Annotated in this window: 14 protein-coding genes; 3 read left to right on the plus strand and 11 right to left on the minus strand. The window is 69.6% G+C overall.

The annotated features are described in order from the left end of the window. The 6 genes from otnK to F3J18_RS11080 form a co-directional block, all read right to left on the minus strand. Positions 1 to 766, minus strand: a 766-nt coding sequence (otnK, locus tag F3J18_RS11055) for a 3-oxo-tetronate kinase (protein ID WP_166912841.1), incomplete at its 3' end; no start/stop codon positions are given. Positions 767 to 780: 14 nt separating this feature from the next. Then, complete coding sequence (ltnD, locus tag F3J18_RS11060; RefSeq protein WP_036040353.1) at positions 781 to 1,671, minus strand: L-threonate dehydrogenase; 891 nt, start codon at positions 1,669 to 1,671, stop codon at positions 781 to 783. 48 nt (positions 1,672 to 1,719) lie between these two features. Further along, complete coding sequence (locus F3J18_RS11065; protein WP_025100378.1) at positions 1,720 to 2,424, minus strand: FadR/GntR family transcriptional regulator; 705 nt, start codon at positions 2,422 to 2,424, stop codon at positions 1,720 to 1,722. A 98-nt stretch (positions 2,425 to 2,522) separates the two neighbouring features. Then, positions 2,523 to 3,482 (minus strand): alpha/beta fold hydrolase, encoded by a 960-nt coding sequence (locus F3J18_RS11070; protein ID WP_166912842.1) that lies wholly within the window; start codon positions 3,480 to 3,482, stop codon positions 2,523 to 2,525. 225 nt (positions 3,483 to 3,707) lie between these two features. Beyond that, positions 3,708 to 4,151 (minus strand): DMT family transporter, encoded by a 444-nt coding sequence (locus tag F3J18_RS11075; RefSeq protein WP_025100380.1) that lies wholly within the window; start codon positions 4,149 to 4,151, stop codon positions 3,708 to 3,710. Next, positions 4,148 to 4,672 (minus strand): GNAT family N-acetyltransferase, encoded by a 525-nt coding sequence (locus F3J18_RS11080; protein WP_017917969.1) that lies wholly within the window; start codon positions 4,670 to 4,672, stop codon positions 4,148 to 4,150. The genes F3J18_RS11075 and F3J18_RS11080 overlap by 4 nt, the downstream gene beginning before the upstream one ends. Positions 4,673 to 4,708: 36 nt before the next feature. Between F3J18_RS11080 and F3J18_RS11085 the strand changes: the two genes are divergently transcribed. Then, entirely contained in the window at positions 4,709 to 5,278 is a 570-nt protein-coding gene (locus F3J18_RS11085; protein WP_025100381.1) for a helix-turn-helix domain-containing protein, read from the plus strand. Positions 5,279 to 5,456: 178 nt separating this feature from the next. Then, positions 5,457 to 6,212 carry a hypothetical protein gene (locus F3J18_RS11090; RefSeq protein WP_025100382.1) on the plus strand — a complete coding sequence of 252 codons (756 nt, stop codon included), beginning with the start codon at positions 5,457 to 5,459 and terminating at the stop codon, positions 6,210 to 6,212. A gap of 18 nt (positions 6,213 to 6,230) precedes the next feature. Here F3J18_RS11090 and F3J18_RS11095 read toward each other — a convergent pair whose 3' ends face one another. The 5 genes from F3J18_RS11095 to ugpC are packed head-to-tail and all read right to left on the minus strand — an operon-like array spanning position 6,231 to position 12,662. Next, positions 6,231 to 7,082 (minus strand): carbohydrate ABC transporter permease, encoded by an 852-nt coding sequence (locus F3J18_RS11095; RefSeq protein ID WP_036040361.1) that lies wholly within the window; start codon positions 7,080 to 7,082, stop codon positions 6,231 to 6,233. A gap of 25 nt (positions 7,083 to 7,107) precedes the next feature. Further along, complete coding sequence (locus F3J18_RS11100; RefSeq protein WP_025100384.1) at positions 7,108 to 8,088, minus strand: sugar ABC transporter permease; 981 nt, start codon at positions 8,086 to 8,088, stop codon at positions 7,108 to 7,110. Between the two features lie 59 nt (positions 8,089 to 8,147). Next, a complete protein-coding gene (locus F3J18_RS11105) occupies positions 8,148 to 9,410 on the minus strand; it encodes an extracellular solute-binding protein (RefSeq protein ID WP_166912843.1) in 1,263 nt (420 codons plus the stop codon). 48 nt (positions 9,411 to 9,458) lie between these two features. Beyond that, positions 9,459 to 11,465: a beta-galactosidase gene (locus F3J18_RS11110; RefSeq protein WP_166912844.1), complete on the minus strand. Its 2,007-nt coding sequence runs from the start codon at positions 11,463 to 11,465 to the stop codon at positions 9,459 to 9,461. Positions 11,466 to 11,492: 27 nt separating this feature from the next. Further along, the gene (ugpC, locus tag F3J18_RS11115) at positions 11,493 to 12,662 is read right to left on the minus strand and encodes a sn-glycerol-3-phosphate ABC transporter ATP-binding protein UgpC (protein ID WP_166912845.1); all 1,170 of its coding nucleotides are present in this window, start codon (positions 12,660 to 12,662) and stop codon (positions 11,493 to 11,495) included. A gap of 174 nt (positions 12,663 to 12,836) precedes the next feature. Here ugpC and F3J18_RS11120 point away from each other — a divergent pair, with 174 nt between their 5' ends. Beyond that, positions 12,837 to 13,880, plus strand: a complete 1,044-nt coding sequence (locus F3J18_RS11120; RefSeq protein ID WP_166912846.1) for a LacI family DNA-binding transcriptional regulator — start codon at positions 12,837 to 12,839, stop codon at positions 13,878 to 13,880. Positions 13,881 to 13,898: the final 18 nt, after the last annotated feature.

Here is a 13,898-nt window from a genome sequence, read left to right on the forward strand (position 1 = left end):
CGGGCAGCAGGCCGGCGCGGCGGAAGTTGGCGGGCAGGCCGAGCGCGATGCCCGAGCCGCCCGTGACCAGCGCGTGGTCGGCGCAGGCCTCGCCCACCACGTGCAGGTCCGCGTCGGACAGCGCGTCGGTGATCGCGTAGCGCACGCCGTCGGCACGCAGCGCCGCGAACGCGTCGCGCACCGCCTGCGCGCCGCGCGCGATGATGTCGTGGCGCACCAGCCCGACCTTGGACGGTGTCTGCGCTTGCAGCACGCGCACCAGGTTCGCGTCCGTCATCGGCGTGAGCGGGTGGTGCTCCATGCCCGATTCGCTGAGCAGCGCGTCGCCCACGAACAGGTGGCCGCGATAGATGGTGCGGCCGTTCTCGGGGAAGGCCGGGCAGGCGATCGCGAGCTGCTGGTCGGCGCCGAGCGCCTTGGCCAGCGCGTCGGCGACGGGGCCGATATTGCCGGCGGCGGTCGAATCGAAGGTCGAGCAGTACTTGAAGTAGATCTGGCGGCATCCTTGCGCGCGCAACCAGTCGAGCGCGGCGAGCGACTGCGCGACCGCGTCGGCGGGGGCGATCGTGCGCGACTTCAGCGCGACGATGATCGCGTCGGCGTCGAGCGAGGCACCGGCCTCGGGCACGCCGATCGTCTGGATCGTGCGCATGCCGCTCCTGACCAGCATGTTGGCCAGGTCGGTGGCGCCGGTGAAGTCGTCGGCGATGCAGCCCAGCAGCGGCCGGGCGGGAGCGGCGGAGGAAGCTCGGGAGGAAGCGGTCATGGCGGCGGTCGGGATCAGCGGGCGGGCGGCAGCGTGATGCCGGGGAAGGTCTTGATCACGGCCGAGTCGTCCTCGCCGCCGTGGCCGGCGCTCGAGGCGCTCATGAACATCTGGTGCGCGGTGGCCGACAGCGGCAGCGGGAACTTGCTGCGGCGCGCCGTATCGAGCACCAGGCCGAGATCCTTGACGAAGATGTCGACCGCCGACAAGGGCGTGTAGTCGCCGTCCAGGATGTGCGGCACGCGGTTCTCGAACATCCAGGAGTTGCCGGCGCTGTGGGTGATCACCTCGTAGAGCGCGTCGGCGTCGACGCCCTCGCGCAGGCCCAGCGCCATCGCCTCGGCGGCCGCCGCGATATGCACGCCGGCCAGCAACTGGTTGATGATCTTCACCTTCGAGCCCGCGCCGTGTTCGGCGCCGAGCCGGTAGACCTTGCCGGCGATCGCGGCCAGCACGTCCTCGCAGGCCGCGTAGGCTTCGGCCGGGCCGGAGCTCATGACGGTCATCTCGCCCGAGGCGGCGCGCGCGGCGCCGCCCGAGACGGGCGCGTCGAGCATCAGCAGCCCGGCCGCCTCGACGCGCGCGCCGAGCTGGAGCGCGAAGTCGGGCGCGACCGTGGCGCTGGAGATCACCACCGAGCCGGCGCGCATGGCCGGCACCGCGCCCTGTTCGCCGAACAGCACGGCTTCGGTCTGGGCGGCGTTGACCACCAGCGTGATCAGCACCTCGCAGCGCGCGCCGAGCTCGGCCGGCGTGGCGCAGGGCACGCCGCCCTCGGCCGCGAACGCGGCCAGCACGTCCTCGCGCAGGTCGCAGGCGTGGACGCGGAAACCGGCGCGCAGCAGCGAGCGGGCGACGCCCAACCCCATGGCGCCGAGACCGATGACTCCTACTTGTCGTGACATGGATGAACCTTCGTATGAGCGGGTGGCCCGGCCTGGCCGGGCACGGGATCAGCGGATGCCGGCCTGCGCCAGGCGCCGCGCGGCATTGACCATGTGGGTGCGGGCCGCGTTGCTGGCGGCCAGCGCGTCGCCGGCGCGGATCGCGTCGACGATCGCGGCGTGCTCCTCGCGCACCTGGCGCGAGAAATCCTCGCGCGTCGCCTCGTTGCGGCGCGTGACGGCCACGCCGGCTTCCAGGTACTGGTTCAGGAAGCTCAGCGTCTTGAGGAAGTAGGGGTTGCCGGTGACGGCGGCGATCGTGCGGTGGAAGGCGACGTCCTCGGCCACGCCGTCGAGGCCGGCGGCCACGGCCGCGTCGATCTTCGCCAGCGCCTCGTCGATGCGCATCATGTCGGCGTCGGTACGGCACTTGGCGGCCTCGGCGGCCACCTCGGCCTCGATCGCGCGGCGCACCGACAGCAGGTGCACCAGCGAGCCCGATTCGACCGCCTCCGCGTAGTCGATCCGCAGCGGCCGGATCGCGCCGTGCGTCGCGATGAACACGCCGCTGCCCTGGCGCGGCTCGACCACGCCCTCGTTCTTCAGGCGCGAGATCGCCTCGCGGATCACCGTGCGGCTCACGCCGAATTCCTGCGCCAGCACCGTTTCGGTCGGCAGCTTGCCGGTGCCGGCGAAGGCGCCGATCTCGATCTGCTTGAGCAGTTGCTGGGCAACCGTGTCGCTCATCGCGCGGGCCGGGATTTTCTCGAACATGGATGGACCGGGTTATCAGGTTATGTGGTCATCATACAAATTTTTGTTCGAGAGGTGGCATGAGGGATTACCCGGGGAAGGCTTGGAAAGTCCGCCGTCTAGTGCAGCCGGGCGTTGAAGAACGCCAGCGCCTTGGCGTTGAAGTCCCGGTGGAAGGCGGCGCGATCGAAGCCCGCGCCATCGGTGCAGAGCGTCGGCGAATCATGCGCGAGGCTCGCCGGGCAGGGCGGCAGAAACGCGAAATGCGCGGCACCGGGCACCACGTGCGATTCGGGCCTGGTCGGCAGCGAGCAGGCCAGCGCCGCGATCGTGCCGGCCAGCACGCCGTCGCCGCCGAGCTCGGACGCCCAGAGCTGGATCGGCGCCTTCACGTCCTTCAGGTCCTCGGGATCGGGAAACTCGTTGAGCGGATCGGCCAGCACGTAGGCGCGGATCCGCGGGTCGCGCGCGAGCGGCTGGCTGGGCAGGCGGCGGTTGCGGATCTGCTCGCAGATCGGCAGCTTCGGGTCCGGGCAGGGCACGTTGGCATGCACGAAGTCGGGCCGGCCGCCGGCTAGCACCAGGCCGGTGTAGCCGCCGCGCGAGAAGCCGAAGAAGCCGATCCGGTCGGCATCGATCGATTCCGCCACCGGCGAGGTCGTCAGCAGGTAGTCGATCAGGCGCCGGATGTCGGCCGGCCGTTCGACGAAGGACGAGATGTCGGCGTTGCGGCTCATGTCGGCATGGGTATCGCCGGGATGATCGATCGCGGCGACCACGTAACCCGCGTCGGCCAGCGTCTCGGCCAGGTCGTGATGATTGAGCAGCGAGCCGCCGTGGCCATGCGAGATCACCACCAGCGGCAACTGCCTGCCGAGCGTCGGGCAGTCGCGCGTGGCGCTCAGCGCATAAGGGCCGATCGTCAGCGCTTGCGCGGCGGCGGCGCAGGGCGTCCAGATCGCGAGCTTCAGCGCGGGGCTGTCGCCGTCGGCGGGAACCTGGGCGAAACGCAGGCCGGCCGCCTGCGAGAGCGTGGTGGACAGACCGAACAGCAGCAGCGCCAGCAGCCAGCGTCTCATCGTGTCTCGCTCCGAGGCAGGCGAGCGCGTGGCGGCGGGGGGCCGCAAGCGCCCTGCAAGGTTCGCATTCCGAAACGGGCCGCGCTGTCGCGATGTGCGATGCGCAATGCGCAATGCGTTGAGGGCGCGGCGCCGCCGTGAACGACGACGATGTATAGCCGTGCGCGCGAGGCGCGTCAATCGTGCGCCGCGTCAGGCGGCGCGCCGCTCATCGATCGCGCGCCCTCAGCCGTTGCGCGAGGCCACCAGGAAGGCGCCGAGCACCAGCACGCCCGCGCCCAGCAGGGTCCGCGCCGACAGCGCGCCGCCATGCGCCCCGGCGCTGTCGAGCAGCAGCCCGAACACCAGTTGGCTGGCCACCAGCACGGCGATCGTGGTGCCCGCGCCGAAACGCTGGTAGCCATGGATGCTGGCGAACACGAAGAAGGCGCCGAGCAGCCCTGGCACCAGGCCCCAGCCGCGCAGCGCGCCGGCCAGTTCGCCGAAGCCGGCCTTGCCCGAGCGCATCGCCAGCAGGGTCAAGAGCGCGGCGAGCCCGACCGAGGAATTGACGATCAGCGCGATCAGCACCGTCGAGGCCGATTCGGTGATGCGCGCCATCAGGGTGTTCTGCACCACCACGGCCGCGCCCGCGCCGACCAGCAGGCAGAACGGCAGCCACGGCATCATGGGCGCGGCGCGTCCGGGTTCGGCCGCGCATCCAGCGTCAACTGCATGAACGTCAGGTCCAGCCACTTGCCGAACTTCATGCCGACCTGCTTCAGGGTGCCGGTATGGACGAAGCCGAGCCGCTCGTGCAGGCGCACCGAGCCGGCATTGTTGGCCTCGATGCCGGCCACCATCACGTGCTTGCCGATCGCGCGGGCCCGCTCGATCAGCACCGCCATCAGTTGCGGGCCGAGACCGCGGCCACGCTGGTCGTCGCGCACGTAGATCGAGTGCTCGACCGTGCCGCGAAAGCCGTCGAAGGCGCGCCAGTCGCCGAACGAGGCGTAGGCGACCACCTCGCCGGCTTCGTCGATGCCCACCAGCACCGGATAACCGGCCTTGCGCCGATCGGCGAGCCAGGCCAGGCGATTGGCCGTGTCGACGGCGGTCTCGTTCCAGATCGCCGTGGTCTGCAGGACCGCGTGGTTGTAGATGGCCGTGATACCTTCGATGTCCTGCGGGCCCGCGTCGCGAATTTCCATGCCAGCCTCCTTGGGCTGTCCACTAAATTGAAACGAGTGTACACCATAGTAGACGATATCGATCAACGAATCGGCGCCCGGATTCGCGCCGAGCGCGAGAGCCGCGGCTGGTCGCTGACCAATCTCGCCGAGAATTCGGGCGTGTCGCGCGCCATGATCCACAAGATCGAGCGCGGCGAGAGCAGCCCGACCGCCACCTCGCTGGCCAAGCTGGCGGGGGCCTTCAACCTGAGCATGTCGGCCCTGCTGGCGCTGGCCGAGCTGGAGGACGGGCGCCTGCTGCGGGTGGACGACCAGCCGGTCTGGGTCGATCCGCAAAGCGGCTACGTGCGCCGCCACGTCTCGCCGAAATCGGTGTCGCCGCTGACCCTGGTCGAGATCGACCTGCCGCCGGGCGCGGGGATTCCGATGCCGGCCTCGGCCTACCTGAACATGCGGCAGTTGATCTGGGTGCTGGACGGCACGCTGGTGTTCGTCGAGGGCGGCGAGCGCCATGAACTGCAGGCGGGCGACTGTCTGGAGATCGGGCCGCCCGCCGACTGCGAATTCCGCAACGACAGCACGGCGAACTGCAAGTACGCGGTGATCGTGCTGAAGAAGGGCTAGGGCGCGAAGGCGCCCTGGAGGGATCGGGCCGCGGGGCGGCGTGGTGCCTGCGCCGCGCCTGCGCGACCGATCGGGCGCGCCAAGGGAATAAATCGCCGGGCCGGGCCGTTCTGGTGTCGAGCCGATGCGTGTTCGTACCGCGTCGTGCCTTCTTCGTCCGACATCCACAGGAGGCCTCATGGCCAGCGGCTTGAACCGGTTTTTTCTTCAGGACACACGAGCGTTCTCGACCACCAACTACCTGACCACGGCAGGCGTTTTCCAGGTCAGCGACCAAGTCAACGCGGTCGACCTGCGCAAGGTGGGCGACGGGCAACTGCAGGTGGTGCGCATCGCGCCGACCATGCAGAGCGCGGAGTCCGACGATGCGCCGATTCCCGCCTATTGGGTGCCGCAGGGCGGATCGTTCGACGTGCCGGTGCTCGCCACCGATCGCAAGTTCGTGTTCACGCCGGATTTTTCCGGTTGCTCGCTGCTGGTCGACCAGATCAGCGACCGGACCTACCGCGTCTATCACGTCACGGGCGGCAGCAGCTATCTGCAGACCGAATACAAGAACCGCCGCGCCTCGGGGGCGATGCTGGCGGCGGCCCTCACGCACGAGGGCTACGGCACGCGCGAGTCGCCGCGCGCCTTGTTGTTCATGAAGTTCGAGGAGGGGCGCTGGTGGATCTACTACCAGGGCCAGACCGGTGCCGGTTACGGCCTGGTGGCAGGCGACCAGGTGCAGCGCGTGCAGGGCTCCACCGCCGCCGACACGATCCGCAGCGCGGGCCGCATGCCGGTGGCGAACGTCCTGAAGGGCGAGGTACCGGTGTTTACCGCCGACCGGCTGTGCGACGGACAACTGGTGGTGCCGCGTCCGCCCAGCCCGAATCCGGCGGTGCGCAAGCCGAACGCGCCGCAACTGATGACGAACCTGTGGATCTATTGAGCGGCGCCGGCGCGGCCTTCAACCCTTGGTCGCGCCGAAGGTCAGCCCCGCCACGAAGTGCTTCTGCATCAGGAAGAACATCGCCACCGAGGGCATCGCGGCCAGCACCGAGCCGGCCGAGACCAGGTTCCATGAGGTGGTCCATTGCCCCTTGAGGGCGGCCACGCCGACCGTGATCGGCGCGGCGTCGTCGCCCTGCGTCAGGCACAGCGCCCAGAAGTAGTCGTTCCAGACGAAGGTGAATACCAGGATCGAGAGCGCGGCCAGCGCGGGCCGGATCAGCGGCAGGATGATGCGCACGAACACGGTCCATTCGCCGGCGCCCTCGATGCGCGCGGCTTCCACCAGCTCGAACGGCAACTGCTTGATGAAGTTGCGCAGGAACAGCGCGCAGAAGCCGGTCTGGAACGAGAGATGGAACAGGATCAGGCCGCCCACCGAGTTGTAGAGGCCGAGCTTGAGCGTGAGGTCGCGTACCGGGATCATCAGCACCTGGATCGGCACGAAATTGCCGGCCACGAACACGGTGAACAGCGAGGTATTGCCGGGAAAGCGGTAGATCGCCAGCGCGAAGCCGGCCATCGCCGCCAGCAGGATCGCGCCGGCCACGGCGGGCACCGTGATCAACACGCTGTTCCAGAGGTAATGCAGCATCGGCGAGGCGGTCAGCGCCTCGCGGTAGTTGGCGACGATCGCGATGTGTCGTGGCCAGTCCCAGTAGTGGCCCGCGCTCAGTTCCTCGGAGGAGCGCACCGAGGTGAGCAGCACGGCGAGCAGCGGCAGCAGCCACACCAGCAGCGCGAGCGGCAGCGACAGCTTGTAGAGCGCGCGCGAGGCGGGTTTCCAGCGTTCGATCGGAGTCGGAAACATCGGGGTCTCCCGGGTGGCCTGGGGATCAGCGTTCGCTGCGCAGCAGGTGGCGCAGGTGGAACACGATGTAGAGCATCATGATCGCGAACAGCACGACCGCGATGGCGGACGAATAACCGAGCCGGTAGTACTTGATCGCCTGGTCGTACATGTAGTACGCGAGCACGGTGGAGCTGTCGAACGGGCCGCCGCCCGTCATCACCGAGATCAGGTCGAAGCTGCGCAGCGCGCCGATCACGGTCACCACGATCGCCATGAAGGTGGCCGGCCGCAGTTGCGGCAGCACCACGTGCCACAGCAGGGTCCAGCCTTTCGCGCCTTCCATGCGGGCCGCCTCGATCTGCTCGGCGTTGAGCGTGGTCAGCCCGGTCAGGTAGAGGATCATGCAGTAGGCGGTCTGCGGCCACAGCGCCGCGAAGATGATGCCGGGCGTGGCGTAGCGCGGATCGCCGAGCACCGGGATGCCGTGCCCGAGCAGCAGCTTGAGCAGGCCGAAGGTGGGATCGTAGAACCACGAGTAGATCAGCCCGACCACCACTCCCGACAACACGAAGGGCGCGAAGAACAGCGACTTCAGCAGCCGCATGCCGGCCAGCGCCTGGTTCAGGTACAGCGCGATCGCCAGGCCGAAGGGCGGCGCCAGCAGGAACAGCAGCAGCCAGACCAGGTTGTTCTTCAGCGCCGTGTAGAACGTGTCGGCGTGCAGCAGCTCGGCGTAGTTGTCGAGCCCGATGAAGCCGGGCTCGCTCATGCCGTCCCAGTGGTAGAAGGACAGGCGGATCGTCGAGATCACCGGCCACACCACGTAGAGCGCGAACATCAGGCAGGCCGGCGCGAGGAACAGGAAGGCGGCGAGCCGGTGGCGATGCGGCCGCCGGCGACGCGCGGGCGGCGCCAGCGAGCGTTCGCGCCGCGCGGACGCGGGGCGCGCGCCCTCGTCGCCGGGCGGCGCGGCGGCGGGCGAGAGCGACGAGGACACGGACGAAGGCAAGACGGAACGGGGCACGGCCGATCTCCTGAACCTCCGGAAGCGGCGGCGCGCGAGGCCGCGCCGCCGCTTCCGGCTTACTTCCTGTAGATGCGCTGGCGGGCGGCTTCGAGTTGCGCGAGCACCGCGTCGAGCCGGCTCGGGTCGGCCAGGAACTGCTGCATGCCCTTCATGCCCTCGTCGGCCATCTCCTTGGTCATGTCGCGATCGTAGAACTGCGCGAGGCCGCCCTTGGTGCCGGCCAGCATGCGAAACGCGATCTGCGAGATCGGCTCGTCCGGCGCCGGCGACTGGCTGTTCGCCGACAGCGAGCCGAGCCCCTTGGCGAGCTGCGCGCCCACGGCCGGCGTCTCGACGAAGGCGAGGAAGGCGCGCGCCTCGGCCTTGTGCTTCGCCTTGGCGGGGATGTGCAGCGATTCGACCGGCGCGTCCTCGGCGGTAGGCACGTTCGGGTCCATGATGGGGAAGCGGAAGAAGCCGATGTCCTGCCGCGCGGCCGGCGTGAAGCCGCCGGTGATGAAGGTGCCCATCAGCATCATCGCGGCCTTGCCCTGGAACAGGAAGGGCTGGGCCGCGTCGAGATCGTAGGACAGCGCGTTGTCGATGAAGTAGCCGGCGTCGATCAACTGCTTCCAGGCGGCATAGACCTTCTTCACGCGCGCGTCGGTATAGGCGACCTCGCCCGCCATCAACTGCTGGTGGAAGGCATTGCCGTTCAGGCGCAGGTCCAGGTAGTCGAACCAGCCCGCGAGCGTCCAGGCATCGCGCCCGCCCACTGCGATCGGCGCGACGCCGGCCGCCTTCAGCTTCTTGCAGGCATCGAGGAAGTCGGCCCAGTTGCCCGGCTCGCCGGCGATGCCGGCCTTCTTGAAGGCGCTCCGACTGTAGAACATGCCCCAGCCGTAATAGACGGTCGGCGCCGCGTAGGGCTTGCCCTGGAAGGACGAGGCTTCCCTGGTGGAGGCGTACATGCCGTCCCAATGGTTCTTCTGCCAGTCCTGCGAGAGATCCTCGAACAGGCCGCGCTTGGCGTAGTAGGCCATGCGCTCGCCGTCGTGCCAGTTGACGATGTCGGGCGGCGCCGTCATCAGCCAGTTCGGCAACTGCACCTTGTAGGCCTCCTCGTCGACGAAGGACAGCTTGACCTCGGTGCCGGGATGCGCCTTGCGGAACGCGTCGATCACCTCGCTCCAGACCGCGCGCTGGCTCGCGCCCTTGAAGGCGATATTGACGTTCAGCGTATCGGCCTGCGCGAGCGGTGCGCCGAGGCCGGTCAGCAAGGCGGCGAGCGCGGCGTACCTGGCGAGGCCGCGGCGCGGGCGTGACTGATGGATCTGCATCTGCTGTCTCCGTGTCTGGACTGCGTTTTATGGTGTCTCGGTCCTGGCTTATTGCGTGGCTTCGTGCTCGGGCGAGCGATAGGCGGCGACGCCGGCCGCCTCGATGCGCCGCGTGCCGATCACGATCGCCGCATCGGGAATGGCGGCGTCGAGCATGTGGGCACCCGGGCCGTAGTTGAAGACCCAGCTGAGCTTGCCGCGCCGGCTGACGCGTATCGAGTCGCCGAGCGCGACCGGCTCGAGGCCGGCTTCGCGGGCGATGCGGGCGAACAGCGCGGCCGTGGTGGCCTCGTCGAACAGGCTCGCGAGATAGTGCAGCGAGCCGTGGTGCAGCCAGGCCGGATGGCCGTCCTCGAAGCGCGCGCGAATCTCGGTGGCGGCGTGCCCGGCCTCGACCAGGTCGCGCCAGTGATGCGCCTCGCCCCGGTGCGCGGCCTCGTGTTCGGTGGCGGCGAGTTGCACCGGCTCGGCCAGGTTCGGCCGCAGCGATTCCACGCGCCACACGCGGATCGGCAGGATCGAGGCCAGCGGGCCGGGCGGCAATTCGGCGGGAATCCGCAGCTCGGCCGTCTTCGAGCCGCTGCGCGGGCCGAGCACCACCTGCGCGCCGCTGGCGGCCAGCCGCGCGGCGAAGTCGTCGGGCAGGATCGGCAGCGGGGGCACTACCACCAGGCGGTAGCCGTCGAGCGGCGCGTCGGCCGGCACGATGTCGACGTCGAGGCCGAGCGAGCGCAGCGCCGAGTAGTACTCGACGGCGAAGCGCGGATAGTGGAAGTCGGCGCCTTGCGGGTGGATCTCGAACAGCCATTTCGCGGTGTAGTCGAACACCAGCGCGACGCGGGCACGTACCGGGCCGCTCGCGTCGGCGTCGCGATCGGCCCGCAGCGCGCGCAGTTCCTCGGCGACGACGGCGGCCTCCTTGCCGCCGAGATCGAGCCGGTTGTCCGGCGTGTTCAGCCCGGCATGCATCTGCTCCTGCGCGAACGGCGCCTGGCGCCAGCGAAAGTAGGACACGCAGCCGGCGCCGTGCGCGAAGGCTTCCCAGCTCCACAGGCGCACCATGCTCGGCAGCGGCGAGGGGTTCCATTGCGCCCAGTTGACCGGCCCCGGCTGCTGCTCCATCACCCAGAACGGCAGTTTCGACATGCCGCGGTAGAGATCGTGGTTGAAGCTGGCGAAATCGGGATGACCGGTGCGCAGGTAGCGCGCCTTCACCGTCGGCGCGTACCACTGCTCCTCGAGCGCGCCGAGCGGGTAGCTGTCCCAGGCGGCGATGTCGAGATCGGCCGCCACCGGGTAGTGGTCGAACTCGGTGAACAGTTGCATGAAGTTGTGCGCGATCGGCCGTCCCGGCGAATGCGCGCGGATCAGCTCGACCTGCATGCGGTTGTAGCGGCGCACCTCGTCCGAGGCGAAGCGGCGGTAGTCGAGCCGATGCGAGGGATGCGCCTCGGTGACGGTGCCGACCGGCGCGTCGATCTCCTCGAAGCCGCGATACTCCATGCTCCAGAACACCGTGCCCCAGGCCGCGTTGAGCGCGCCGATGCTGCCGTAGCGCGTGCGCAGCCAGTCGCGGAAACGCGCCAGCGCGGCCGGCGAGTAGCTGAGCACCGTGTGGTGGCAGCCGTATTCGTTGTCGGTCTGCCAGTAGGCGACGGCCGGATGTTCGCCGTAGCGCCGCGCGACCGCCTCGCAGATGCGTCGCGAGGCTTCGAGATAAACGGGCGAGGAGAAATCGTAGTGGCGTCGCGAGCCGAACTGGCGCGGCCGGCCGTCGGCGCCGATCGCGAGGATCTCGGGATGAAGGTCGATCAGCCATTTCGGCGGCGTCGCGGTGGGCGTGCACATCACCACCTGCAGGCCCGCCGCGCCGAGCGTGTCGATCGCGCGATCGAGCCAGCCCCAGTCGTATTCGCCGGGCGTGGGCTCGATCCGGCTCCAGGCGAATTCGGCGATGCGCACGCGCTCGATGCCGAGCGCCTTCATGCGCGCGGCGTCGTCGCGCCAGAGGGCTTCGGGCCAGTGCTCGGGGTAGTAGCAGACGCCAAGATGCATCGGAGGTTCCTCGTGCGGGTACGTTCGTCAGGTCAGGGAGGGCAGGGCGGCGGCCTGCGCCGCGCGTGGCGCGATCGCGAAACCGTCGGCGCCGAACAGGTGGCAGGACATGGCGGGTGCGTGCAGGCCGAGGGTGTCGCCGCGCGCCACGCGCAGGCCGCCGGGCGCCTTCGCGATCAGCGTCGCGCCGGGCTGGTCGAGATGCACGTAGCTGTGTTCGCCGAGCGCCTCGACCAGCGTCACGCGGCGCGTCAGCGTCACGGCAGCGGTGGCTTGCGCGCCGTCGTTGCCCGAGGCGAGCACCAGGTGCTCGGGGCGAATGCCGAAGCACACGTCGTCGCCGGGCCGCAGGCGGCTCGGGTCGACCGGCAGCCGCGCGCTTTCCTGGCCGCCCTCGAGCCGGATCGTGACGCCGTGCTCGTCGGCTTCCAGCACCTTCGCCTCGATGAAGTTCATGCGCGGCGAGCCGATGAAGCCGGCCACGAAGCGGCTGGCCGGGCGATGGTAGAGCTCGAGCGGCGCGCCGACCTGGGCGATGCTGCCGTGGCGCTCGGTATCGGCGCCGCTGTGCAGCAGCACGATGCGATCGGCCAGCGTCATCGCTTCCACCTGGTCGTGCGTGACGTAGACCACGCTGGCCTCGCCGAACTGGCGATGCAGGCGGCCGATCTCGATGCGGGTCTGGCCGCGCAGCGTCGCGTCGAGGTTCGACAGCGGCTCGTCGAACAGGAACACGCCCGGCTCGCGCACGATCGCGCGGCCGATCGCGACGCGCTGGCGCTGGCCGCCGGAAAGCGCCTTGGGATGGCGCTCGAGCAGGGCGTCGAGCTGCAGGATGCGGGAGGCCTCGCGGACCTTGCGGTCGATCTCGGCCTTGGGCGTCTTCGCCAGGCGCAGGCCGAACGCGATGTTCTCGTAGACCGTCATGTGCGGGAACAGCGCGTAGCCCTGGAACACCATCGCCACGCCGCGCTGCGCGGCGGGCACGTCGTTGACGCGGCGCCCGCCGATCGACAGCTCGCCGCCGCTGACGTCCTCCAGCCCGGCGATCATGCGCAGCAAGGTGGACTTGCCGCAGCCCGAGGGCCCGAGGAACACGCAGAATTCGTGCGCGCCGATTTCCAGGTCGACGTCGCGGATCACCGGCGCCGCGTCGCCATAGGCCTTCCATACATCCTGCAAAACGATGCTGGCCATTCCCGCGTCTCCATGATTTAATTGCGCTCGATGTGTGATTAAGCGCTTAACCTTCCAGCTTCGAAAAAACGATCGTCGAGGCGATCGTCGTTTCCAGGCTCGGGTTGTCTGTCGATCATCGAGCGCGATTTGCCAACTGGCAACTATTTTTCCGCTGTCCCAGATATTGACGTCATGCCGACCCTGACCGAAGTGGCCCGCGCCGCGGGTGTGACACCCGCCACCGTTTCCAACGTGCTGCGCAATCGCGGCCGGGTGGGCGCGAAGACGCGCGAGCGCGTGCTGGCCGCGATCGAGGCGCTGGGCTACCGGCCGCACCTGGCGGCGCGCGCCTTGGCGGAAGGGCGCGCGCCGACCATCGCGCTGATGGTGTCGAGCATCGCCAACCCCTTCTATCCCGAGTTCGCGCTGGCGGTCGAAAGCGCGCTGCGGCGCAGCGGCCGTTTCCTGATCATCTGCAATACCGAGGGCGATCCCGATACCGGCCGCGCCTACCTCGACCAGATCGCCGGCACCTTGTCCGAGGGCGTGCTGGTGATGAACGCGAACCTGCGTTTCGAGGACCTGCATGCCACCGAGGCGCGCGGCGCGGCGGTGGTGCTGTGCATGTGGGAGCGGCCCGATGCGCCGCCGGGGCTGCCCTGCGTGGCGGTCGATTTCCGGCGCGCCGGCGAGCTGGCGGCCAATCACCTGCTCTCGCTCGGGCATCGCCGGATCGGCGCGATCGTCGGCAGCAAGGCCTGGGGCATCCACACGGCGCGCTACGAGGGCTTCGTGGCCGCGCTCGATGCGGCGGGCCTCGACGGCGCGGCGGCGCCGATGGTCTACGCGCCCGATACGATGCAGGGCGGCCAGGCCGCGGCGCGCGAACTGCTCGACGCGCATCCCGACCTGAGCGCGCTGTTCACCACCAACGATCTGCCGGCGCTGGGCGCTATCCGCGCGGCGGCCGATGCCGGCATCGCCGTGCCGGCCGAGTTGTCGATCGTCGGCATCACCGACATCCAGCTCGCCAGCGAATTCCGGCCGGCGCTGACCACCGTGACGGTGCCCACCGTCGAGGCGGCCGAGCAGGCGGTGGCCTTGCTCGACGAGTTGATCGCCGCGCGCGACGGCAGCGGTTCCGGCCAAGGCGCCGCGCCGCGCATGTCCGTGAGTTCCGAGCCGCGCCTGGTGGTGCGCGATTCGACCGGGCCGGCGCGTTCGATGCGCGACTAGCGCGCGCGGGCTCGTTGC

Origin of the sequence: Burkholderia sp. Ax-1720 (assembly GCF_011753035.1) — a bacterium.
GTDB lineage: Bacteria > Pseudomonadota > Gammaproteobacteria > Burkholderiales > Burkholderiaceae > Burkholderia > Burkholderia gladioli.

Coding starts and splice junctions, on each gene's coding strand:
- ltnD (WP_036040353.1), bottom strand. CDS start 1,671: ATGTCACGACAAGTAGGAGTCATCGGTCTCGGCGCCATGGGGTTGGGC.
- F3J18_RS11065 (WP_025100378.1), bottom strand. CDS start 2,424: ATGTTCGAGAAAATCCCGGCCCGCGCGATGAGCGACACGGTTGCCCAG.
- F3J18_RS11070 (WP_166912842.1), bottom strand. CDS start 3,482: ATGAGACGCTGGCTGCTGGCGCTGCTGCTGTTCGGTCTGTCCACCACG.
- F3J18_RS11075 (WP_025100380.1), bottom strand. CDS start 4,151: ATGATGCCGTGGCTGCCGTTCTGCCTGCTGGTCGGCGCGGGCGCGGCC.
- F3J18_RS11080 (WP_017917969.1), bottom strand. CDS start 4,672: ATGGAAATTCGCGACGCGGGCCCGCAGGACATCGAAGGTATCACGGCC.
- F3J18_RS11090 (WP_025100382.1), top strand. CDS start 5,457: ATGGCCAGCGGCTTGAACCGGTTTTTTCTTCAGGACACACGAGCGTTC.
- F3J18_RS11095 (WP_036040361.1), bottom strand. CDS start 7,082: ATGTTTCCGACTCCGATCGAACGCTGGAAACCCGCCTCGCGCGCGCTC.
- F3J18_RS11105 (WP_166912843.1), bottom strand. CDS start 9,410: ATGCAGATCCATCAGTCACGCCCGCGCCGCGGCCTCGCCAGGTACGCC.
- F3J18_RS11110 (WP_166912844.1), bottom strand. CDS start 11,465: ATGCATCTTGGCGTCTGCTACTACCCCGAGCACTGGCCCGAAGCCCTC.
- ugpC (WP_166912845.1), bottom strand. CDS start 12,662: ATGGCCAGCATCGTTTTGCAGGATGTATGGAAGGCCTATGGCGACGCG.
- F3J18_RS11120 (WP_166912846.1), top strand. CDS start 12,837: ATGCCGACCCTGACCGAAGTGGCCCGCGCCGCGGGTGTGACACCCGCC.